The organism is Pseudomonas nitroreducens NBRC 12694, from assembly GCF_002091755.1.
GTDB classification, from domain to species: domain Bacteria; phylum Pseudomonadota; class Gammaproteobacteria; order Pseudomonadales; family Pseudomonadaceae; genus Pseudomonas; species Pseudomonas nitroreducens.
Window position 1 is genome coordinate 617,100 of the sequence record NZ_BDAI01000002.1, and the last position, 22,525, is coordinate 639,624.

Annotated in this window: 18 protein-coding genes; 8 read left to right on the top strand and 10 right to left on the bottom strand. The window is 66.0% G+C overall.

Annotation, left to right across the window (positions count from 1 at the left end):
* Nucleotides 1-116: 116 nt before the first annotated feature.
* The 3 genes from PNI01S_RS08645 to PNI01S_RS08655 form a co-directional block, all read right to left on the bottom strand.
* Nucleotides 117-449: a DUF1508 domain-containing protein gene (locus tag PNI01S_RS08645; protein WP_037013576.1), complete on the bottom strand. Its 333-nt coding sequence runs from the start codon at nt 447-449 to the stop codon at nt 117-119.
* 147 nt (nt 450-596) lie between these two features.
* Nucleotides 597-1,862 carry a carbohydrate porin gene (locus tag PNI01S_RS08650; protein ID WP_084357844.1) on the bottom strand — a complete coding sequence of 422 codons (1,266 nt, stop codon included), beginning with the start codon at nt 1,860-1,862 and terminating at the stop codon, nt 597-599.
* Nucleotides 1,863-1,954: 92 nt separating this feature from the next.
* Nucleotides 1,955-4,393: a glucose/quinate/shikimate family membrane-bound PQQ-dependent dehydrogenase gene (locus PNI01S_RS08655; RefSeq protein WP_084357846.1), complete on the bottom strand. Its 2,439-nt coding sequence runs from the start codon at nt 4,391-4,393 to the stop codon at nt 1,955-1,957.
* Nucleotides 4,394-4,732: 339 nt separating this feature from the next.
* On the opposite strand from PNI01S_RS08655, the gene PNI01S_RS08660 reads away from it, so the two are divergent.
* From PNI01S_RS08660 to PNI01S_RS08675, 4 genes are all read left to right on the top strand, one after another.
* Nucleotides 4,733-6,730 (top strand): TonB-dependent receptor family protein, encoded by a 1,998-nt coding sequence (locus PNI01S_RS08660; protein ID WP_089285781.1) that lies wholly within the window; start codon nt 4,733-4,735, stop codon nt 6,728-6,730.
* A gap of 254 nt (nt 6,731-6,984) precedes the next feature.
* Nucleotides 6,985-7,608, top strand: a complete 624-nt coding sequence (locus PNI01S_RS08665) for a hypothetical protein (protein WP_128082467.1) — start codon at nt 6,985-6,987, stop codon at nt 7,606-7,608.
* Nucleotides 7,609-7,918: 310 nt separating this feature from the next.
* Entirely contained in the window at nt 7,919-9,304 is a 1,386-nt protein-coding gene (locus PNI01S_RS08670; RefSeq protein WP_084357850.1) for an NAD(P)/FAD-dependent oxidoreductase, read from the top strand.
* 12 nt (nt 9,305-9,316) lie between these two features.
* Nucleotides 9,317-9,661 carry a cupin domain-containing protein gene (locus tag PNI01S_RS08675; RefSeq protein ID WP_084357852.1) on the top strand — a complete coding sequence of 115 codons (345 nt, stop codon included), beginning with the start codon at nt 9,317-9,319 and terminating at the stop codon, nt 9,659-9,661.
* Here PNI01S_RS08675 and PNI01S_RS08680 read toward each other — a convergent pair.
* The gene (locus PNI01S_RS08680) at nt 9,651-11,138 is read right to left on the bottom strand and encodes a PucR family transcriptional regulator (protein ID WP_084357854.1); all 1,488 of its coding nucleotides are present in this window, start codon (nt 11,136-11,138) and stop codon (nt 9,651-9,653) included. The two genes, PNI01S_RS08675 and PNI01S_RS08680, sit on opposite strands and share 11 nt — an antisense overlap.
* A 255-nt stretch (nt 11,139-11,393) precedes the next feature.
* On the opposite strand from PNI01S_RS08680, the gene PNI01S_RS08685 reads away from it, so the two are divergent.
* Nucleotides 11,394-12,434, top strand: coding sequence for an ABC transporter substrate-binding protein (locus PNI01S_RS08685; protein WP_084357856.1), 1,041 nt, complete (start codon nt 11,394-11,396; stop codon nt 12,432-12,434).
* Between the two features lie 349 nt (nt 12,435-12,783).
* Here the strand turns inward: PNI01S_RS08685 and PNI01S_RS08690 are convergent, their stop codons facing one another.
* Entirely contained in the window at nt 12,784-14,145 is a 1,362-nt protein-coding gene (locus PNI01S_RS08690; protein ID WP_024762535.1) for an MFS transporter, read from the bottom strand.
* Between the two features lie 208 nt (nt 14,146-14,353).
* On the bottom strand, nt 14,354-16,084 hold the full coding sequence (locus PNI01S_RS08695) for a response regulator (RefSeq protein WP_084357858.1): 1,731 nt from the start codon (nt 16,082-16,084) through the stop codon (nt 14,354-14,356).
* Between the two features lie 155 nt (nt 16,085-16,239).
* Here PNI01S_RS08695 and PNI01S_RS08700 point away from each other — a divergent pair, with 155 nt between their 5' ends.
* Both PNI01S_RS08700 and PNI01S_RS08705 read left to right on the top strand, forming a co-directional pair.
* Nucleotides 16,240-17,796, top strand: a complete 1,557-nt coding sequence (locus tag PNI01S_RS08700; protein WP_084357860.1) for an EAL domain-containing protein — start codon at nt 16,240-16,242, stop codon at nt 17,794-17,796.
* A 32-nt stretch (nt 17,797-17,828) separates the two neighbouring features.
* Nucleotides 17,829-18,233 carry a g-type lysozyme inhibitor gene (locus tag PNI01S_RS08705; protein WP_084357960.1) on the top strand — a complete coding sequence of 135 codons (405 nt, stop codon included), beginning with the start codon at nt 17,829-17,831 and terminating at the stop codon, nt 18,231-18,233.
* A gap of 174 nt (nt 18,234-18,407) precedes the next feature.
* Here PNI01S_RS08705 and PNI01S_RS08710 read toward each other — a convergent pair whose 3' ends face one another.
* The 4 genes from PNI01S_RS08710 to PNI01S_RS08730 all read right to left on the bottom strand — a co-directional run bounded on the left by PNI01S_RS08710 (nt 18,408) and on the right by PNI01S_RS08730 (nt 21,544).
* Entirely contained in the window at nt 18,408-19,154 is a 747-nt protein-coding gene (locus PNI01S_RS08710) for an AraC family transcriptional regulator (protein ID WP_024762539.1), read from the bottom strand.
* Between the two features lie 423 nt (nt 19,155-19,577).
* Nucleotides 19,578-20,348 carry a type I methionyl aminopeptidase gene (map, locus tag PNI01S_RS08720; protein ID WP_024762540.1) on the bottom strand — a complete coding sequence of 257 codons (771 nt, stop codon included), beginning with the start codon at nt 20,346-20,348 and terminating at the stop codon, nt 19,578-19,580.
* Nucleotides 20,345-20,554: a ParD-like family protein gene (locus PNI01S_RS08725; RefSeq protein WP_037010194.1), complete on the bottom strand. Its 210-nt coding sequence runs from the start codon at nt 20,552-20,554 to the stop codon at nt 20,345-20,347. Before PNI01S_RS08725 ends, map begins: the two co-directional genes overlap by 4 nt.
* Nucleotides 20,555-20,638: 84 nt before the next feature.
* Nucleotides 20,639-21,544 (bottom strand): LysR family transcriptional regulator, encoded by a 906-nt coding sequence (locus tag PNI01S_RS08730; RefSeq protein ID WP_024762542.1) that lies wholly within the window; start codon nt 21,542-21,544, stop codon nt 20,639-20,641.
* Between the two features lie 136 nt (nt 21,545-21,680).
* Between PNI01S_RS08730 and PNI01S_RS08735 the strand changes: the two genes are divergently transcribed.
* A complete protein-coding gene (locus PNI01S_RS08735; RefSeq protein WP_084357864.1) occupies nt 21,681-22,508 on the top strand; it encodes an HTD2 family dehydratase in 828 nt (275 codons plus the stop codon).
* The last annotated feature ends 17 nt before the right edge of the window (nt 22,509-22,525 follow it).

Sequence of the window (22,525 nt, forward strand, 5' to 3'; positions counted from 1 at the left end):
CTGGCATTGCCGGTGCGTTAGGGGCCGATTCGGCACCGCGGGGGATGGCTGTTCGGAAAACCAATCACCCACAAAAAAGCCCCGCATTGCGCGGGGCTCTTTCATTCACTCGTCACTCAGGCGTGCGCACGCAGCTCCGAGCTGAGGCCGGCCTGGGCGATCGTTGCGATCGCCTGGTCACGTGCGGCCTCGGAGTCGTACAGCTTGCTGGTCAGCAGTTCTGCACCGGTGTTATCGCGGATCACGAAGAAATTCTTGCCGCCGGGGGACATCTGGCGCTTGTAGCGCTCGACGGCCGCACAGGAGCTGCGGAGGCTGTTGATGGCCTGCTCGGCTGCCTCCTGTGTCGGGTAGGCCGGAGTTTCCAGCAGAGTACCGTGGGCAGTGTTCTTGAGCAGAACGCGACGGTTGCCGCTGCTGAGTTCCTTGATTTCATACCAACCGGGCATGAGTAGCTCCCTATAACCGGTGTCAACGTCCCGCGGGTGTTCCCGCAGGGTGACAGGCCAGTTTAGGAGTACAGGCGTGCTATTTGTATAAGAAAAGTCCTATGAATCATGGGGTTACTGTATCAATTTGTCTCAGGATCGCGTTTCTCAGAAGCTGGCTTTCACCTGCAGGCCGAGCAGCAGGGCGTTGTCGATGTCCTGGCCGGAGAAGGCCCCCGGTTCGATGACGTACTGCAGGTCAGGGCGCAGGGTCAGCCAGGGCGTGGCCTGGTAGCCGTAGCTCAGCTCGATGAGCTGTTCGCCGCTGTCCAGGTTCGGGTAGTCCTGGCCATTGGCGAGGACGTTGTTCTCCTGCACTTCGCGGCTGCGCGGGTTGGGTACGGCGCGGCCGTAACCCAGCGCGAGACTGTCTTTCGGGCGGCCTTCGAAGGGCTTGTAGAGCACTACACCTGCGCCGTACCACTTGGTGAAGGGCGAGGCGGCGCTGCTGGCGGCCGAAGCCTGGCCGAACAGGTGCAGGCTGCGCCCCTTCGAGGCCAGGTCGTTCCACACGGTCTGGTCCACCAGCAGGTAGTGGCCGCTGCGGCCGGAAACCTGCTTGTCGCTGCCGATGCGCTGTACGTCGGAGCTGTCGTAGTACCAGCCCAGTTTGTACTCGCCGGGCAATTCGCCCTGAGGCTTGTAGACCAGTTCGATGGGCACCACGGTGCCGGTGGTGTGCTTGGGCGTGAGGTGCCAGGCGCGGCTGGAGTTGCCGTTGCTTTCCGGGTCGACGTTGAACGCGGCGATGCGCAGTTGCCAGTCCGGAGCGAAGCTGTACTTCACCCGTGCGCCCAGGTGCGCGTTGGGGTAGTTGGTCCAGCCGCTGCCGCCGGACATGTTCAGCGGGTGGCCGCAGAAGCCGGCGTTCATGAAGTTGCAGAGGATGCCGCTGTCGAGCCCGCCGACGTCATTGCCCATGGCCATGTAGCCGAGCTTGAGGTTCACCGCCTGGCCCAGGTCGCGCTCGTAGCTCAGCTCGGTCAGGCGGGTATAGAGGCCGCCGTAGTTTTCCTGGATCGGCAGGCGGTTGCCCACCAGGTCTTCCGAGGCGCTGTTGCCGCGGCGGTCGTTGATGGTCAGCTGGACCTTGCCGCCATTCTCCAGGCCGTAGAGTTTCGACAGGTCGAACTGCACGCCCAGCTTGATGTTCTGCGAATAGCGCGCGGAACGGTGCAGGCCGCCGTGGGCGTTGTAGGCGGTCTCGCCGCTGTAGTCGCCGGTGAACTTGACGCCATCTTCTTCCAACTGGTGGCGCAGGCCGCCCCAGTCGCCGGTCATCGTGGATCGTTCGAGCAGGCCTTCTGCGGCCAGCGCAGGCAGCGAGGCGACGCACAGCAGCAGGCCGGGCGTGAGGCGAAGGGAAGTGCGCATGGAATTTCCTGAGCTTGAAGCGAATAAAAAAGGCGCGGTGGGAGTGCCGCGCCGGAAGGAGGCGCCCGCACAAGACGGGCGCGATGGGAGGGTTACTGGCTGGCTGTCGGGGTGTCGGGCAGCGCGTAGGCCATCACGTAGTCGCCACGGTCGGTGGACTGACGCGCACCGCCGGCGGTAACGACGATGAATTGCTTGCCGGTCTTCGGCGACACGTAGGTCATCGGGCCGCCCTGGCTGCCGACGGGCAGGCGGGCCTTCCAGATCTCCTCGCCGTTGCTGCTGTCGTAGGCGCGCAGGTAGAAGTCCTGGGTGCCGGCGATGAATACCAGGCCGCCCTGGGTGGACAGCGTGCCGCCAAGGGTCGGCAGGCCGATGGGAATCGGCAGGTGCATGCGGATACCCAGCGGGCCGGTGTCTTCCACAGTGCCCACCGGTACCTGCCAGGCCACCTGGCGGGTCTTCAGGTCAATGGCGGTGAGGGTGCCGAACGGCGGCGCCTGGCACGGGATGCCGGCCACCGAGAGGAAGCGGTTCTTGTTCACCGCGTAGGGCGTGCCCTTGAGCGGCACGGCGCCCATGCCGGTGTTCAGTGCCTCGCCACCGCCGGCGGCCGCGCCCTTGTTGGCCGAAGGGATCATCTGGATCCACAGGCCCAGGCGCATATCGTTGACGAAGATGAAGCCGTGCACCGGGTCGGTGGACAGGCTGCCCCAGTTCATGCCGCCCAGGGAGCCGGGGAAGCTCAGCGACAGGTCGGTGCCCGGTGCGGTGTAGAGGCCGTCGTAGCGCATCTTCTTGAAGTCGATGCGGCACAGCAGCTGGTCATAGGGCGTGGCGCCCCACATGTCCGACTCGCTGAGGGTCTGCGCGCCGATCTGCGGCATGCCAACGGACTTCGGCTGGGTCGGCGAGTAGGGCTCGTCGGGGATGTTGCCCGGCTTGACCGGCACATCCTTGACCTCGGTCAGCGGCTTGCCGGTGGCGCGGTCGAGTACGTAGATCTGCCCGGCCTTGGTGCCGATGACGACTGCTGGAACGGTCTTGCCGTCGGACACGGGGAAGTCGACGAGGCTCGGCTGCATCGGCAGGTCGAAGTCCCAGAGGTCGTTGTGCACGGTCTGGTAGACCCACTTCTGCGTGCCGGTCGTAGCGTCCAGAGCAAGGATCGAAGCGCCGTAGGTGTGGTCGAGTTTCGTCCGCTCCACGCCATAGATGTCGGTGGAGGAACTGCCCATGGGCAGGAAGACGGTGTTCATCGCCGGGTCGTAGGACATCGGCGCCCAGCTGTTGGGCGTGCTGCGTACGTAGCTCTTGCCGTCCGCCGGGGCCTGCTTGTCTTGCGGGTTGCCCGGGTCGAAGGCCCAGCGCATGGCGCCGGTGATGACGTCGAAACCACGGATCACGCCGCCGGGCATGTCGGTCTGGACGTTGTCCGCGACACGGCCGCCGACCACCACCGTGGTGCCGGCCATCAGCGGGGCGGAGGAGAGCTGGTAGTAGGAATCGGGTACGTCGCCCAATCCTGCCTTCAGGTCGACCTGGCCGTTAGTGCCGAAGCCCTGGCAGAACTCGCCGGTGTCGGCGTCGACAGCGATCAGGCGCGCATCGATGGTGTTGGTCAGCAGGCGACGCTGGCAGTTGGCGCCGGCCGGAACGCTGGCGGCGTTGACCGGCGTGCTGTTCGGCTGGGTCGGCTGTGCGATTTCCTTGGTGGCATCGAAATAGGCCATGCCACGGCAGCGTTGCCAGACCTTGGACTGGGCGTTGATCTCGTTCTTCCACAGCTCCTTGCCGGTATCCGCGTCCAGCGCGATCAGGTTGTTGTGCGGGGTGCAGATGAACACCTTGTCGCCGACCTGCAGCGGGGTGAGCTGGTCTTCCGCGCCGTTGCCGTCGCTGATCGCCACGTCGCCGGTGTGGTAGGTCCAGGCCACCTGCAGCTTGTCGACGTTGCCGCGGTTGATCTGGTCCAGCGCGGCGAAGCGGCTGCCACCCTCGGTGTTGCCGTAGTGCGCCCAATCCTTCTGCGCATGGGCCGGGTCCACCGGCGTCAGGCCGGGGCCCTTGCCGGTGGGCGCGACGCTGGGATGGGCGACGAACATGTTGCCGGCGGCGATGGCCACCAGCACCGCCAGCACAGCGGCGATGCCATAGGCACCACGACCAGCGTTGCGGCCTGCCGAGCGGGCCAGCAGCGGATAGACCAGCGCGACCACCACGCCGATGGCGCTGAACATGAACAGCCGCGAGAACAGCGGCCAGAATGTCAGGCCGGTATCGGCCACGGCCCAGACCCCGGTAGCGACCAGGAAAACGGCGAACAGCCAGGCGCCTGCCGGCTTGCGAAGGGCGATCAGCAGGCCGGAAATCGCCATCGCCAGGCCGCCGATGAGGAAATACCAGGAGCCGCCGAGGCTGACCAGGCGGACGCCGCCGGTAGCCAGGGCGAGGCCGAGGAGGGCGATGATCACGCCCAGGCCGAGGAGGATGAAAGTGCTCGCGCGGGATGCGCGCTCTACTCGTTTCATACAGAAGGTTCTCGCTGTGGAATTCGCCAATTATACGCTTAGCATGCTAATTAACTAGATAGTACAATCGTCGAAGATTAAAATCCTGACGAATGAAATAGCCTCTTGTTCGCCCCTTGCCCACAAGACGCCAATCCACAACAAACCTGTGCAGCGGCTGCCGCGACTGGCAGCATTGCTGCTCGGTCCTACAGAAGAATCCTAGTCACCGTGCCTGCCAACCGCTCTGTCGTGCCCACCCAACTCAAACTGCTGCCGTTGCTGATCTGCGGTGCTGTCCACGGCCAACTGGCCCGCGCCGAAGCCGCGGAGGTGGAGAGTGAAGTGCAGCTTGCGCCCATGGTGGTGACGGGCGCCTATGCGCCGGTATCGAGCTTCGACCTGCCGTTCTCCATCGACACCGTGCAGCAGCCGCAACTCAGCGATGGCCAGCTCGGCGTCAATGCCTCCGAAGTGCTGCAGCGGGTCCCCGGCCTGGTGGTGCAGAACCGCCAGAACTACGCCCAGGATCTGCAGATTTCCTCCCGCGGCTATGGCGCGCGCTCAGCCTTCGGCATTCGCGGGCTGAAGCTGCTCAGCGATGGCATTCCCGCCAGCACGCCGGACGGCCAGGGCCAGGCGGCGACACTGAACCTGGATGTCGCCGACCGCATCGAAGTACTCCGTGGTCCGGCCTCGACGCTCTACGGCAGCAACAGCGGCGGGGTGATCCAGATGTTCTCCCGCGACGGCTATGGCCCGCCGAAGGTCGGTGCGCAGACCACCTTCGGCAGCGACGGCTTCAACAAGAACCACCTCTATGCCGAAGGCGGCACCGACCAGGCCGGCTTCCTGCTCGACGCCTCGAGCATGGACACCGACGGCTACCGCGACCATAGCGCCGCGCGCCGCGACCAGACCTTCGCCAAGCTCAACTTCAAGCCCGACGAAGACAGCCGCCTGGCGCTGATCTACAGCAGCCTGGAGCAGAACGGCACGCAGGACCCGCTGGGCCAGACCTGGGACGCATACCGGCACGACCCGCGCTCGGTGGCAGCGGCGGCCGAGACCTACAACACGCGCAAGAGCATCGACCACCAGCAGCTGGGCATGAACTACGAGCGCTACTTCGGCGACGCGACCCTGCAGTTCAACCTCTATGCCGGCCAGCGCAGCGTGGTGCAGTACCTGTCGATCCCCAGGGGCGTGGCTTCCAATGCCCAGCGCGGTGGCGGGGTAGTGGACTTCGATCGCGAATTCCACGGCGGCACCCTGCGCTGGATCCAGCCGGTGCACGGAGTGCCGGGTGAGCTGACCGTCACCACCGGGGTGGACTACGACCGCAGCGAAGACGACCGCAAGGGTTTCCAGAATTTCAGCGGCGACCAGTTGGGTGTGAAGGGCGAGATGCGCCGCAACGAAAACGACATCGCCACCAGCCTCGACCCCTACGTGCAGGCACGCTGGGAACTGGGCAACTGGACTTTCGACGCCGGCCTGCGCCACAGCAGCATGAAGATGGAAGTGGACGACCATTACCTGAGCAACGGCGATTCCAGTGGCTCGAAGACGTACCAGCAGAACAACCCGTCGCTCTCGGTGATGTATGCCTTTACCCCGAACCTGCATGGCTATGTCAGTGCCGGCAAGGGCTTCGAGACGCCGACCCAGGCAGAAATGGCCTACGCGCCAGGGCTGGCGGAAAGCTTCAACTTCGGCCTCGACCCCGCCACCAGCACCCAGTACGAAGTCGGCCTCAAGGCGAAGGTCGCCGGCAATACGCGGGTCAACGCGGCGATATTCGAAATCCGTACCGACGACGAGATCGTCGTTGCCAGCTCCACCGACGGCCGCACCAGCTACCAGAACGCCGGCAAGACCCTGCGCCGGGGCTTCGAGCTGGGCGTGCAGAGCGACCTCTCCGAACACTGGCAGGCCAATCTCGCCTATACGCGCCTGGATGCCACCTACGACGAGGACTTCGTCGAGAGCGGCAGCGTGATCGAAAAGGGCAACCACCTGCCCGGCGTGCCCGGCAGCAGCCTGTTCGGCGAGCTGGTGTGGAAGCCCCGGGACGGTATCAGCATGGGCTTCGAAGGCCAGTACCGCAGCAAGGTCTACGTCGAAGACAGCAACCAGGACAAGCCGGCGCCCAGCTATGCGGTGTTCAACTGGCGCACCCGCTTCGAGCAGCATGTCGGGCCCTGGACCTTCCACCAGCTGGTGCGGTTGGACAACCTGCTGGATCGCCAGTACGTCGGTTCGGTGATCGTCGGCGACAGCAACGGTCGTTACTACGAGGCGGCGCCGGGGCGGTCGTGGTACGCGGGGGCGGGGCTGGAGTATCGCTTCGACTGAGCGTCCTGACCGAGGTTTTGCGTAGGGCGGATAACCTGTTCCAGGTTATGCACCCTACGGTCCTGTGGGGTGCGGATCGCGAGCAAGCTCGCTCCTGCGAAATGCGCTGCGGAGCTGATCAGTAGGACCGAGGCGAGGCCTGCTCCTTGCTCGCGAACTCGTTATCGGCAACGCCGGTCATCGCCCGCGGGGCACCATAACCGTTCCGAATCCTCTATCCTCGCGAGTTTTGAACCGAGCGGGACTTGTGTGTGATGGGTAGATGGGCAATCGGGGCATTGTTGATGTGCGTCGCGGGCTGGGCGTCGGCGGCTGACCCGCTGTTCGGCAAGTACAACTACGGCGCGGCGCAGAAGGGTTTCGGCAAGCAGCAGGGCTTCGTCGAATGCCTGCAGCCCATGGGCGTCACCGCGCGCTGCAAGGACGGCGTCGACTATGCCGGCACGCGCTATCGCCTGGCGCTGACCTTCGACAAGCAGAAGCTGGTCGAGGCGGTGTTGTACACCGAATACAACGACGCCGCGTACCGGCGCGTGCTGCAGGAAGTGGCCAAGCGCTTCATGCTGGTGGCCATTGCCGACGACAAGAACGTGGTCGACGTCCTGGCACATACCCTGAACCCGAACCGCACCGAGGCCGACGCCAAGGCCATCGGCGACTTCGAGACCCACGCGTTGCGCAGCGGCATGATCAGCTACCGCCTCTACGAACAGCTCGACAAGTACATCAAGCCGGGTCTGGACGCCCGCCAGGTATTGGCGACGGTGCCGGCGAGCATTCGCGTGGTCGAGGTCACGGTGAAGCATGGCAAGTCGGAGAACTGGCTGATCGTGAAGTTCGCCAAGCCGGGCCTGGCGCCGAAAAAGCCCAAGGCCTGATCCGCGCGAATAAATCCGCTCCCAAAGGAACAGAGCCCCTCACCCTAACCCTCTCCCGCAAGCGGGAGAGGGGACTGTTCGCTGCAGGATGAAACCATAGCGTCAGCCGGCACGGTCTGCTCCCTCTCCCTGAGGGAGAGGGGTGGGGTGAGGGGGAAGCTCAGGCACAGAGCAGGGCGGAGAGTGCGGTCGTCCATCGGCTTCATATCTTCGTATGAGGCCTTCCCCCGGATTGCATGGAACGGACGATTGTTCGCCACTGGCCTGACACAGGACAGTGGCGCACTACCGTTCAATCTGGAATCCGCACATGAAACGTTCCCTGTGGCTGGAGGAAATCGCCTCCGAGCTGACTCCGCTGCCTGCCCTGGAAGGCCCGCTCGAAGTCGACGTGGCCATCGTCGGCGGCGGCTTCGTTGGCCTCTGGACCGCGCTGCGCCTGCTGGAGCTCAAGCCTGACTGCCGTATCGCCATCATCGAGCGCGACATCTGCGGTGGCGGCGCCTCCGGGCGAAACGGCGGCTTCGTCATGTCCTGGTGGCCGAAGATCAGCTCGCTGGCCGCGCAGTGCGGCAAGGATGAGGCGCTGCGCCTGGCTCGAGCCTCGGCGGCGGCCATCGGCGAGATCGAGGAATTCTGCAAGGCCCACGATATCGACGCGCACTTCCGCCGCGCCGGCTGGTTGTGGACCGCCACCACCGAGGCGCAGCGCGGTGCCTGGAAGGGCGTGCAGCAGACCTGCGCGCGCTTGGGCGAGCCGGTCTTCCAATCGCTTTCCGACAGCGAAGTGGCCCGCCGCGCCGGCTCGCCGAAGCACCTGGAAGGCGTACTGGAAGCCAGCAACGCCACCGTGCAGCCGGCACGCCTGGTGCGCGGCCTGCGCCGGGTGGCGCTGGAGAAGGGGGTGCGCATCTTCGAGAACACCCCGATGCTCAGCCTGGATCGCGGCCGGCCGGCCGTGATCCGCACGCCCGGCGGCGAATTGCGCGCACCCAAGGTCGTGATGGCGACCAATGCCTGGGCGGCGGCGATTCCCGAACTGCGCCGCACCATCCTGCCGGTGACCAGCACGGTGGTCGCCACCGCGCCGATTCCCGAGCGCCTGGAGCAGATCGGCTGGACCGGCGGCGAAGCCGTCACCGATTCGCAGCTGATGGTCGACTACTACCGCACCACCCGGGACGGCCGCATCGCCTTTGGCAAGGGCACCGGGATGATCAGCTACGCCAGCCGCATCGACGAGCGCTACGACCACAACCCGCAGCTCAACGACGACACCGAACAGGACCTGCGCCGCACCTACCCGCAACTGGACGACGTGCCGGTGACTCACAGCTGGTCCGGGCCCATCGACCGCACCTACGACAGCCTGCCGGTGTTCGGCCACCTGAACGGCGCGCCGCACATCGTCTACGGCATCGGCTGGAGCGGCAACGGTGTCGGCCCGAGCCGTCTCGGCGGGCGCATCCTCGCCAGTCTCGCGCTGGGCATCGATGACGAATGGAGCCGTTGCGGCCTGGTCGGCCGCCAGCCCAAGCGCTTCCCGCTCGAACCGGTGCGCTACATCGGCGGCCTGATGGTGCGCGGTGCGGTGCAACGCAAGGAACAGGCCGAGGCGCAGAACCGCAAGGGCGCCTGGCTCGACCGCACCCTGGCCGGCTTCGCTCCGGCGGGCCTCGAAGACAAGGACCTCTAGGAGAACAGCTGCATGCCCCAACCGATCCTGCTCACCGGCACCGCCGGACTCGAACTGCCGGCGCCGCAGCCGGTGAAGGAACCCCAGGGCACCCCCGTGTCCAGCACCGCGACCCACGCCGAGGAAGGCGAGGGTGGATTGCTCACCGGTGTCTGGGAATGCACGCCCGGCCGCTGGCGGCGCCAGGTGCTGTCACGGGAGTTCAGCCATTTCATCAGCGGCCACTGCCTGTTCATCCCGGACGACGGCGAGCCCATCGAACTGCGCGCCGGCGACGCCGTGCTGTTCCCGGCGAACTGTCAGGGCACCTGGGATATCCGCGAGACGGTGCGCAAGAGCTTCGTGATCATTCCCTGATCCCCAGGTCCATCCCGGCAATCTGCGCCGAGCGCAGCGCGATCCAGAGGACGGCCACGTCCTCGGTGGAATCCAGCGAGCGCTCGGTGATTTCCTCGATGCGGCGGATGCGGTAGACCAGCGTCTGCTTGTGTACGTTGAGCAGCTGCGCGGCTTTCTGCCAGGAGCGGTTCTGTTCGAGGAAAACGCGCAGGGTGTGCTGCAACTGGCCACCCTGTTGCGCGTCGTAATCCGCCAGCGCACCCAGCACCCGGCGATGTACGCGGCGGGCTTCCTCCAGGCTCGCCGGCAGCCAGGACTGTTCGCCCTGCGCATCGGCGTAAGCCACCAGCGGTCGCTGGCGGTTGGCATGGGACAGCGCCAGGCGTGCCTCGCGCAGCGCCTCCACCGCGCGCAATGCATGGCCCAGCGGGTTGCTATGGCCGAGCATGCAGTCCAGCTCGGCCTGCAGGGCCTGCGCTTGGGCCGGATCGTTCAGCAGCAGGATCAGCTCGCTGCCCTGGTGGCGCACCAGCAGCCCCATTCCCAGCCGCTGCAGGCGCTGCTGCCAGTGCGTCGGCAGTTCGCCGGCGGCGCGCGCAAGCACCAGGCAGGCGGCATCCACCGGGCAGTTCAGCTGCGCCAGGCGCTCCTGCGCGGCGCGCTCGGTGAGGCGCTGCTGCAGCAGGTCATCCAGCAACTCCGAGCCCAGGCGCAGCATGCGCTCGTGCTCGACCTGGGCGCGTTCCAGCTCGATGCCCAGCACCGCGACGATGTGGTGCAGCAGGCCGTAGTCGAGCAGCTCGCCGCCGGTAGCGAGAATCTCGCAGGTGGCCAGCGACGGCAGTGGCATCACCAGCGCTTCCTGCTCGCCATTGCTGCAGCGGGTCACGGTGTCCGGCACCGAGCGACGCTGGGCGAGGGTTGCCCGCCAACTGTCCGGCAGCGGCGGCAAAGCCTCCTGCCAGGGCTGCAGGGTGGCCGTATCGAACAGGTAGAGCTGGGCACGCACATCGCTGCACAGCCGCCGCAGCAGCCCGGCAAGGCCGAGCCCGCGCAGACCGATGCGTGCGCTTTCATAGATGCGGGTGACGGCGCTGCGGCGTTCGTGCTCTTCCTGCTTGCTGGCGTCGACGATGGCGCGGGTGACGGCGGAGAAGGGCACCGCGTAGTCGGTCATCAGCAGCGGGAAACCCAGCCGGCAGGCTTCGTCCTGCAGGGCCTGGATATCCGCCGGCGCCTGCATGTTCTCGCCGATCATCAGCCCCGATATCCGCGCCCCGGCCAGGCGTTGCAGGTAGTCGCGCTGCGCCTGCGCCTGCGCGGGAATGCCGATGCCGGTAGTCATCAGCAGGTCACCTTCGCCGAGCCATTGGGTGGGGTCCGCCAGCTCGCACACGTGCGCCCAGCGCAGGCGCCGGCCGACGCCTTCACTGCCGCCAAGCAGGCGGGTGCGCAGGGAGGCGTTGTCGAGGATGTCCTGGATATGGAAAGGCATGGCGGGTCCGCAGCGAAGAGAAACGGCCGGCAAGCATGCCACCAAGCGCGAGGCCTTGTCGCGCCTGGCTTGAGTGGGGATCGCAGGCTTCGTACCAGGATACGAGCGGGGTCTTCCGAATTGTAGTTCCGTCTGATTGTGGAGCTTGCCCGCGTGCCCCAAGACTAGCTGGCAGTGCGCCATGCGAGCCCTTGGAGGCCCCGGATGGCGCCGCCTGCCGCGAGGCGGGCCGTCTACTCACCGGAGACCATAACAATGAACAAGATCCTGAGTTCCTCCATCGCCTGCGCCCTGGGTTGCGCGGCGACTTTCCCTGCCTTCGCCGACCTCACCGTGGTCTCCCACGGCGGCGCCAACAAGGCCGCCCAGGTCAAGGCCTTCTACCAGCCCTACATGCAGCAGAGTGGCAGCCGGCTGATCGCCGACGAGTTCAACGGCGAGATGGCCAAGGTCAAGGTGCAGGTGGACACCGGCAGCGTTTCCTGGGACGTCGTCGAGATGGAGATGCCGGAACTGGCGCGCGCCTGCGATGAAGGCCTGCTGCAGGAAATCGGCGAACAGCCGGGCATTGCCAAGCTCGCCCCTGAACTGCTGGACGGTGCCGTACAATCTTGCGGCGTGGGCTTCTTCGTCTGGTCCACGGTGCTGGCCTACAACGCCGACAAGCTGAAGAGTGCGCCCACCGGCTGGGCGGATTTCTGGGACACGCGGAAATTCCCCGGCAAGCGCGGCCTGCGCAAGGGCGCCATGTACACCCTGGAGTTCGCCCTGATGGCCGACGGCGTGGCGCCGAAGGATGTGTACGCCGTGCTCGGCACCAAGGAAGGCCAGGACCGCGCCTTCCGCAAGCTCGACCAGATCAAGCCGAGCATCCAGTGGTGGGAAGCCGGTGCGCAGCCGCCGCAGTACCTCGCGTCCGGCGACGTGGTGATGAGCTCCGCCTACAACGGCCGGATCGCCGCCGTGCAGGATGAAAGCCAGCTGCGCGTGGTGTGGAACGGTGGCATCTACGACATGGACGCCTTCGCCATTCCCAAGGGCGCGAAGAACACCGAGGAAGGGCTGCGTTTCATCCAGTACGTATTGCAGACCGAGCAGCAGAAGAACTACGCGCAGCAGATTGCCTACGGCCCGGTGAACCGTACTGCCGTCCCGCTGGTGGACGCCGCGCGCCGCAGCAACATGCCCACCGACGAGGCCAACCTGGCCGGCCAGGTGGCGATGAACGCGGCCTTCTGGGCCGACCACGGCGAGCAGCTGGAGCAGCGCTTCAACGCCTGGACCGCCAAGCAGTAAGTCTTCCCAGTGTGCGGTCCCGCCCGCACTTTCAGGCCACCTTCGGGTGGCCTTTTTTGTGGGTGGAGGGGCGGTATTTCGAGATGAGACGACTGTTTCGGTGCTCGATTTCCGTCTGTGCAGCCGGATGCCACGTGCCTTCGATGTTGGCGAGCAAGGACTAGGCGTCCCCCTCGGCCCTACAGATGGGCCTGGCATTTTTTGTAGGAGCGAGCTTGCTCGCGAACCAGGACCGGCCCGGCGGGGAACGGCTTGCGGACAAGGTCCGCTTGTGCGGGAACGCCGGTAGCTCGCCCACAAAAAAGCCCATCGGGTCACCGATGGGCTTGGGGGCAGGCTGGATAACGGATCAGGTCGCCAGGCTCAGCGATGCCGACTGCTGCAGCGAACGGCCCTTGGTTTCCGGCGCCCAGGCCAGGCAGATGAAGAACGCCAGCAGGGTGATCGCCGCACCGATCAGCAGGGTTGCCTGCAAACCGATGGACTCGATGCCGATCGGCATCAGGTAGGTGCCGGTGGCTGCGCCGATGCGGCTGAAGCCCACGGCCACACCCACGGCAGTGGCGCGCACGGAGGTGGGGAACAGTTCGTTGGGGTAGATCCATTCCAGGATGCTCGGCCCACCGGAGACGAAGGCATAGAAGGCAAAGGCGCCGACGATGAACCAGGCCGGCGCGTCCGCCCACAGGCCCAGGGCCAGCAGCGGCAGCGCCATCAGCGCGAAGGGCACCACCACCATGGGCCGGCGGCCCCAGGTTTCCACCAGTTTCAGCGCCGGGATCACGCCGATGGCGAAGAGAATGGCGATCATCAGCTCGCCCAGGGTCGAGGAGTTCTCGCCTTTGATGCCGGCGGTCAGCAGGATCATACTACCGAAGGTGTACAGCACGTACTGCGGGGTGATCTGCGCGAAGTAGAGCATGCCGCACATGATGGTGCGCTTGAGGTAGCCGCCCGAGGAAATCATCTTCAGGTCGCTCTTCCACGAGCGATGGCGGCCGCCGTCGTTCAGCTCGGCGACGTCGGCCGGGGTGATCACCACGTCCCTGCCGTAGACCAGCTTGATGACCTTCTGCGCTTCCTCGATGCGGCCCTTGCTGGCCAGCCAGCGCGGCGATTCCGGGATGCCGCGGCGGATCAGCACGACGATGATGCCGACCACCGCGCCGCTGAACAGCATCCAGCGCCACAGCGAATGGTCACCCGTCCAGGAGACCATCAGGTAGCCGACGATGAAGGCGGTCATGGCGCCGCAGGACCAGGCCAGGCCGGACACGCCGATCATGAAGCCGCGGCGCTTGGACGGGGTGAACTCGGTCAGCAGCGAGGTGGCGATGGGGTAGTCCGCGCCGACCGCCAGGCCGATGACGAACCGCAGCACGATCAGTTGCCAGGCCTCGGTGACGAAGGCAGACAGGCCGCAGGCGATCACCAGTATGGTGAGGTCCAGGGCGTACATGGTTTCCCGGCCGATGCGGTCGGTGATGGCGCCGAACACCGTCGCGCCGAAGAAGATGCCCAGCAGCGAGGCAGCGCCGATCAGGCCGGTTTCCACCGAGGTGGCGGCGATGTCCTGGCCGAAGCCGATCAGCGCGATGCCGATCAGGCTGAGGATATAGCCGTCCAGGAACGGCCCGCCGCAGCAGGCCAGCAGCAGCTTGCGGTGAAATTTCGATACCGGGGAATGTTCAATGACATCAAACACGCTCATGGGTACAACCTTTGTTGAATTTATAAGTGGCCGGGCAGGCGGCTGTCGAGAGTCGGCAGCGGGCGGCAGGAGCCCGCGTTCAGCGGCCGGCAAGGGGAGGCAAAGGTTGCAGGGGTGGGTCAGGGCGGACAATCCACCCAAGGTAAGAAGCGCCGCGTAGGGGCCTGTACGATCGTATGAGCGCCTGTAGTTGCGCCCGCCGCAGGTTTCAGCCGGCGGGTTGCAGCAACAGGTGCACGGTCGCGCTGCAGGCCTGGCCGGGCAGGTGGGACACCTGCAGCTCGCCGCCGATGCTGTTGATCAGGTGCTGGGCGATGCTCAGGCTGAGGCTGCTGCGCGCCGGGTTGCGGGCGGGGTAGTCGCGGGTCAGCTCGGAGAGTGAGTACGCGCGCATTTCGCGGCGTCTGCTGCCCGGCAGGCCTTCGACGGTAATCCGCACGGCCATCTGTTCCTGCTTCGGGGTGGCGGCAATGCATAGCCGGACACTGCCGTCATCGGTCAGGTCGATCACGTACAGGCCCAGGTGCCGCAACGCCTCGCGCAGGGACTTGGCATCGACCAGCAGCCGCTTGCGCGAGCGACTGTCGGTTTCCAGCTTCAGGGCCAGTTGCTTCTGCCCGGCCACGCCGTGCAGGGCTTCGAGCACCTCGCTGGCGAGTTCGTCAAGCCGCGAGGGCAGCAGCGGGACTTCATCCTGGGCGATGAGCGCACGCTTGAGCGAGGCGCCATGGACTCGCAGCTCGTCGAGAATCGCCTGGGCCTGGTCGAGGGCCGGGCCGCCAGGCTGCCCCAGGGTATCGGCCAGCGCCTGGAGGCGTTCGTTCAGGTGGGTGGTCGCGCTGGTGAACAGGTCGGTCAGTTGCTGATGCGCCAGTTCGCCGGCTTCGGCGCGGCTGCGCAGCTCTTCGAGCTGGTCGTAGCGTTCGGTGATGTCGGTGCTGCAGCAGATCATCCCAAGCAGGTTGCCTTCGCCATCCCGATAGGGCGTACCCCAGTGATGCAGCACACGGCGTTCACCGTGGACGTTGATTTCGATGTCCTTGTTGAAGGACTGCTCCTCACTGATCGCGCGCTGCAGGAAACGCAGCATGTTGCGGGCGTCGCTGGGCGAGTACCAGTCCACCTCGGTGGTGCGGGTGCCGAGCACGTCGTCCAGCTCCGCCTGGTACAGCTCCAGGTGCGCCGGGTTGGCATAGACAAGACGTGCCTCGGTATCGCGAACGTAGAAGGCCGCCGGCAGGCTTTCGACCATGGAGCGCCACAGGGGCGCCCCGCCGGCATCGGCGTCGGTGCCATGGGCATCGCTGGCGGGTGCCGCAAGGTGGTTGCGGCGGGCGAAGTCGATCAGTTCGAGCATGCTGGAAAGGTTGAGCTTGCTGCGCATGCGCGCCCGGTAGGTACTGACGGATTTCTCGCTGATGGTCAGCTCGTGGGCGATCTCCTGGTTGCTGTAGCCGCTGGCGAGCAGGCTGAGCACGCTCAATTCACGGTTGGACAGCGAGGCCACGCGCTCGGCGTCGTTCTCGTGCAGGCTGCCGCGGTGCACGCTGCCGAGCATTTCGGCCGGGAAGTAGCTGTGCCCACGCAGGACAACGCCCAGTGCTTCCTTGAGGCGCTCGATGTCCTGGTGCTTGCTGACGAACCCCGAGGCGCCCGCCTGCAGGAAGCGGCCGACGTAGTGCTCCGTGTCCTGGGTGCTGTAGCCCAGGATCGGCAACGTCAGCCCCCGCGCGCGCAGGCGCGAGATGACATCCAGGCCGGTGAGCTGCGACAGGTCGATATCGATGATCAGCAGGTCCGGGGCCAGGCGCGTGGCCAGGCTCAGGGCTTCGAGGCCGTTGCAGGCTTCCCCGACTACCGTGTGGCGCTCCGCCTGCAGCAGCATGCGCACGGCGTAGCGGGTCATCGGGTGTTCGTCCGCGATCAGTATCCGCGCCATCTCTATCCCTCTGGTCTGCTCTCCACTCTAGGGCATGGCGGCGGCTTTCGTGTAGTCATTTTCCTACAAGTCGTGACTGGATTTCGCATCCTCAGTTCATGGTCGCTGGGAAAGAATGCCTGCAAAGACTCCCCATTCCCCTCAAGGTGACCCACATGAGTCGCACTCGAATCGTCAGGGCCGGCATCCTCGCCGGCTCGCTGGGTGTCGCTCTGGTCATGGCCGGCAGCGGCGTCCTCGCCTGGCACCTGGTCATGCAACACACCGCTGAACGCCTGGAAAGCCTGGCACGGCTTGCCTCCGAACGCGCGGACCGAACCCTGGCCCAGGCCGCGACCGCGCTGCGGCAACTGAACAGCTCGCCGTTGCCGCCCTGCTCGGTGGAGGGCGTCGAGCAGATGCGCCTGGTGGCCATCGACACGCTGGCGGTGAAGGCGGTCGGTTATGTCGAGGAAGAGGTGTTCGTCTGCAGTTCCTGGGGCGCCGTCACGTCCCCGGCACAGCGCTGGCCGGAAGACTTCCGTACCCGCGAGGGCCTTGGCGTGTCGATCAACGTGCAGCCGTTCGTTGTGCCGGCCAAGCCCATGCTGGCCCTGCGCGATGCCGCGTTCAACCTGCTGATCGAGCCGGAACACTTCCTCGAGACATCCCTGGCGCCCGGTGTCAGCCTGGCGCTGGGCACGCCCACGGGGCACTGGCTGGGTACGCCTGCCGCCGGTTTCGCCCAGATGCTGACGCGCATCCATGGCGAGCCGCACTCCGGCTTGCAGGACGGCTACGTGTACGCGCGGGTTGCGCACGGCAATTGGCAGACCGTCGCGGCGGTCACCCGCCAGGAAATCCTCGGCGACCTGTGGCGCGAGATGCTGATGCTCGCACCGCTGGCCCTGCTGCTTTCGGGCCTGTGGTGCTGGCTGGTGGCGCGCCGTGTGCGGGCATGGCTGTCGCCCTTGGCCGTACTGTCACGGGCGGTGGCGAAGGGCGAATTCCACGCCTTCTACCAGCCCATCCTCGACCTGCGCGACGGCCGCTGCATCGGCGCCGAAGCGCTGGTGCGCTGGCGCCGCGCAGACGGTTCGCTGGGCATGCCTGACAGCTTTCTTCCGCTGGCCGAATCCAGCGGCCTGATCGAGCCGATCACCGCGCAGGTGATCTCCGGCGTTTGCCGCGAGCTGGGCGCCAGCCTCGTTTCGGGGCAGTTGCAGCATGTGTCGATCAACCTGTCGGCGCGCGATGTAGCCAGCGGCGACTTCCTCCCGCACCTGACGCAGGAACGGCAGCACGCCGGCATCGCCGCCCAGTGCATCTGGCTGGAAGTGACCGAAAGCAGCCTGCTGAGCATCGATGCGGCGCACCGGACACTGGCGCAGAGCCGCGCGGCAGGGCACCCGATTGCCCTGGACGACTTCGGCACCGGGTACTCCAGCCTGCAATACCTCAGGCGGCTGCCGCTGGACCTGCTGAAGATCGACCGCTCCTTCGTCCAGCCGCTCTCGGCCGGCACGCCTTGCCCGGTGACCGACCACACCATCGCCATGGCGCGCCAGCTGAAGCTGCTGCTGGTGGCTGAGGGCATCGAGTCCGACGAGCAACTGCAGTACCTGCGCCAGCGTGGCGTGCAGTACGGTCAGGGTTGGCTGTTCGGCCGGGCGATGCCGCTGGATGCATTCTTGACCTTCGTAGCCGGCCACCACTGGCAGGCTGCGTCATGATTTCCCCGTCCCCTGAACACAGGATGATCACCATGAAAGCTTCCCTGCTGCTGTTCTGCCTTGCCACTGCCACGCCCGCGTTCGCGCTGGCTGCCGACACCGTCACCACGGTCCCGGTGCACTTCGCCAAGGGCGCAAGCAGCACCGCCCACAAAGGCAGCTTCAAGGGCTACGACACAGTCCTCTACACGCTTTCGGCCAAGGCCGGGCAACACATGAAAGTCGGCGTCACGGGCAGCAGCAAAGCAAACTTCAACCTCTTCGCCCCGGGCGACAAGCCGGGCGAATCGACCGCCCTGGGCGCTGGCTCAGTCGGCCAGGACTGGAGCGGTGCGCTGCCAGCCTCGGGAACCTACAGCGTGCAGGTCTACCAGATGCGCGCCAGCGCGCGGCGCGGCGAAACGGTGAACTACAGCATCTACTTCGCCATCGAGTGACGCCGGGGCCGCCTTCCGAGTGGCCCAGGGCTGCTCGGCCCAGGTCGTCAGGAAGGTGGGTACGCCGATTCGGTGGACCGGCTTGTTCATCCCCGCCCGGGATCGAGCCGGTGTAGCCCTCTCGCTCAGGCGGCAACCCGGCTCGCGAAAATGACAACCTATCTGCAACCCGATTCAGGAATGGGCCGCCTGGTAGTGGCTTGGCGATTGCCCGAGGACGCGCTTGAAGGTCTGCGAGAAGGCGCTCGGGCTCTGGTAGCCGTGCTCCAGCGCCACTTCCAGCACCGGGGCTCCGGAGAGCAGGCGTTGCAGGCTGAGCACCATGCGCACGCGCGTGCGCCAGTCGCTGAAATTCATGCCCAGTTCGCGCTGGAACAGTCGGGCAAGAGTGCGGCTGCTGATGTTCAACTGCTGTGCCCATTCCTCCATCCCTGTTTCGTCGGCCGGCGCGCCGATCACCGCGTTGCACAGCCGCAGCAGGCGCGGGTCGCGCGGCATCGCCAAGTGGATGCCAACGGTCTGCGCCGCGTCCATCTCTACCAGCAGCAGCTCGTGCAGGCAACGGCGCCGGCGCTCGTTTCCATCGCCGGGTTGTACGGCACTGGCGGCGACCAGCAACTCCCGCAGCAGCGGGGTCACCCCGAGCAACTGGCACTGCTGGCCACCCCAGGGCCAGTTCGAAGCGGGCATGAACAGGGTGCGCATACGCACCCTGCCAAACATGCGGAGCTGGTGCTCGGTGCCCGGCGGCACCCACAGCGCATGTCCCGCCGGTACTACCCAGCTCTTTTGCGCCGCACCCACCAGCATCACGCCGGAAATCGAGTGGATCAGCTGCGCCTGGGTATGGCAGTGCGGCAGGATTTCCTCGCCATCCTGGTGGTCGTAGGCCAGCGCTTCGAGCGACATGGCGCAGGTCATGCTGCCGGACCTTGGCGGCGAGAGAGTGTGTCGAGCGGCGTCATGCGGGACTCCTGGTTGATCCGGCATTCTAAATGAGGATGTCCGGCATGATTTGGCGTTGTATTGTCGCGATAATAAAAAAGGCGCAATAAATCGGCACAAATCATAAATAAATTGGATTTATTGGTAAGGCTTTCTCTCTTCGGTGAGATGAGACAAAACCCGACACTTCCCGCGCGGGTGGAATCGCGAAGTTTTGCCGCATGCGCTGGGCTTCAGACACGGACATTCGGCCGAACAGGCGCTTGAGTTCGCGGGTGAACGGCGAGCCGACGGCAACGCTCGCTGCGTGCTGGGCAGCGATGCGCCGGGCCTGGTGCGGCAGAAGCTTTCGGCACTGCATGAGGAGCTCAGCCGATCCACCGACGGCTGAGGCGCAGGTCAGCGCCTGGGGTTGCGTTCCTCGGGGCGCAGCGTGAGCACGTCGAAACCCGTGGTGGTTACCGCCACGGTGTGTTCGAACTGTGCGGAGAGCTTGCCGTCGAGGGTCACCACGGTCCACTCGTCCTTCAGGGTTTTCACGCCCGAAAGTCCCTCGTTGAGCATGGGCTCGATGGTGAAGACCATGCCCTGCTTGAGGATCTGCCCGGTGCGCGGACGGCCGACATGCAGTACCTGCGGCGGCTCGTGCATCTCGCGACCGATGCCGTGGCCGCAATAGTCCTCGACCACGCTGTAGCCGTGCTGCCGGGCGTGCCGCTCGATGGCGTGGCCCACATCGCCCAGGCGGGCGCCGGGCTTCACCGCGCGGATGCCTTTCCACATGGCTTCGTAGGTGATGTCCACCAGGCGCTTTGCAGCAGGCGAAACCTTGCCGATCAGGTAGGTCTTGCTGGAGTCGGCGATAAAGCCGTTCTTCTCCAGGGTGATGTCGAAGTTGACGATGTCGCCGTCCTGCAGGCGATCCGCCTCGGAGGGAACACCGTGGCAGACCACCTGGTTGCGTGAGGAATTGAGTACGTAGGCGAAGCCGTACTGGCCCTTGCTGGCCGGCCGCGCCTGGAGTTCGTCGACGATGTAGCGCTCGACCTTGTCGTTCACCTCCAGGGTGGTCATGCCTTCCAGCGGCAGGGCGTCGACGAAGCCGAACACCTGCGCCAGCAGGCGGCCGGACTCTCTCATCAGCGCCAGTTCCGCCGCCGTCTTGATCACTTGGCACCTCCGGCGACGGGGTATTTCACCCCGGCTTCCTGCAATTCGCGGGTGACGATGTCGTTGTAGCTCAGGGTCGGTTCGAGCTCGCAGAGCATGCCGATCTTGATCCAGAACGCCGCCTGGGCGTTGATCGAGCGGCACGCCACGGTGCTGGCACGGCGCAGTTGGTCGTGCAGATCGTCATCCAGGTTGATGATGCCCATGGGAAAAGTCTCCATATGAAACATAACAATACATATATGAATCATATTTCCCGGCGTACAGAAACGCAAAACTCCCGCGCCCACTCACTGCGGTGTATCGGCGTCCTGCATGGCGTGTAGCAGGTCCACCAGTGCGCGGGCGCAAGCGGGCAGGGCCTCGCGGTCGCGCAGCAGCACGCTGCGTTCGCGTACCACCCAGGGTTCGTCCAGCGGCAGGATGCGCAGGTTCATGGTGCGGCTGTGGCGCAGGGCGGCCGTTTCCGGGATGACGCCGATGCCGACACCGGCCTCGACCATCCGGCAGATCGCCTCGAAGCTGGCTACCTGGATGCGCAGGTTGAGCTCGCCACCCATGCGGTCCACCCGCTCGCGCAGGAAGCTCTGCAGGGTGCTGCCCTCGTGCAGGCCGATGTGCGGGTAGTCCAGGGTATCGGCCAGGGTCAGGCGGGGCAGGGCGCACAGCGGGTGGTCCGGGGCCACGGCCAGCACCAGCCGGTCGGTACTGAAGTGGACGATCTGCAGGCCCTCGGCACGCACCGGGCCGGCGACTATGCCCAGGTCCGCCGAGCCATCGAGGATCGCGCGGACGATGTCGCGGTTCAGCCGCTCCTGCAGGTCGACACTGACGCCGGGGCGTTCGGCGAGGAAGTCCGCCAGCAGCTCGGGGAGAAACTCGGTGCATGCGGTGGTGTTGGCGAAGATGCGGATGTGCCCGACCTGGTCACCGGCCTGGCCGCTGAAGTCGCTTTTCAGGTGGTCCACCTGGCGCAGGATCAGCCGTGCGTGCTGCAGCAGGCGCTCCCCGGCAGGGGTCAGCTCGACCCCGCGGTTGTCCCGATACAACAGTCGGCAGTCGAGTTGCCCCTCCAGCGCCTTGATCCGCGCGCTGGCGGCCGCGGCGGAAAGATGGGCACGGCGCGCGCCCTGGGTGAGGCTGGGGGCTTCGGCGATATGGATGAAGAGACGCAGGTCGGCGAGATCGAAATGCATGCAACGGGTTCCCGCTAGGCTTGGGGATGGGGGATGGCGTTCGTTTCTGCTTAACGCTGGATTATGAAAATGTGGATTCGCTGAACGCAAGCCCCTGTTGCATCCTCGGCTCATCCACTCTGCCAAGAGGTCACCCATGAGCGATTCGCCGTACGCCGACTGGATCGGCCGTTCCCAGGAACGCGAGGAAGAATTGAGTGCCGTGCTGGTCCGCCGTCTGGCCGTGACCCTCGCGGAAGACGTACCGGCCGCGGGCGATGCGCTGCCGCCGCTGTGGCACTGGATGTTCTTCCAGGACGAGGTGGTCGAACCCGGCCTGGGCGCCGATGGCCATCCGGCGCGCGGTGGCTTCCTGCCGCCGGCCGATGGGCGCAACCGCATGTGGGCCGGCGGCCGCCTGGAGTTCCATGCGCCGCTGCGCGTCGGTGGGCTGGCGAAGCGCACCACGACCATCCTCAATGTCGAGGAAAAGCACGGCCGCACCGGCTCGCTGCTGTTCGTCACCCTGCGCCATGAATTCCATCAGGACGGCCGCCTGGCCCTCAGCGAGGAACAGGACATCGTCTACCGCGAACCGACGCCGCCCCGGCTCTCCAGCGGCGACGCGCTGCCCGCCGGCGACTGGAGCGAGTCCGTCGAACCGACTCCGATCCTGCTGTTCCGCTATTCCGCGCTGACCTTCAACGGCCACCGCATCCATTACGACTGGCCCTACGTCACCGAAGCCGAGGGCTACCCCGGCCTGGTGGTGCACGGCCCGCTGATCGGCACCCTGAACCTGCGCGCGTTCTGCCGCGCCAACCCCGAAGCACGCCTGCGCCGATACGCCTACCGTGGCTTGCGCCCGCTGATCAGCCCCGAACCTTTCGCAGTCGGCGGCCGCCTGAGCGGCCCAGACAAGGCCGAAGTCTGGGCTGGCAACGGTGCCGGCATCGCCCAGCGCGGCGAAGTGGAATTCGACTGATCGCACCCCTGCGGTGC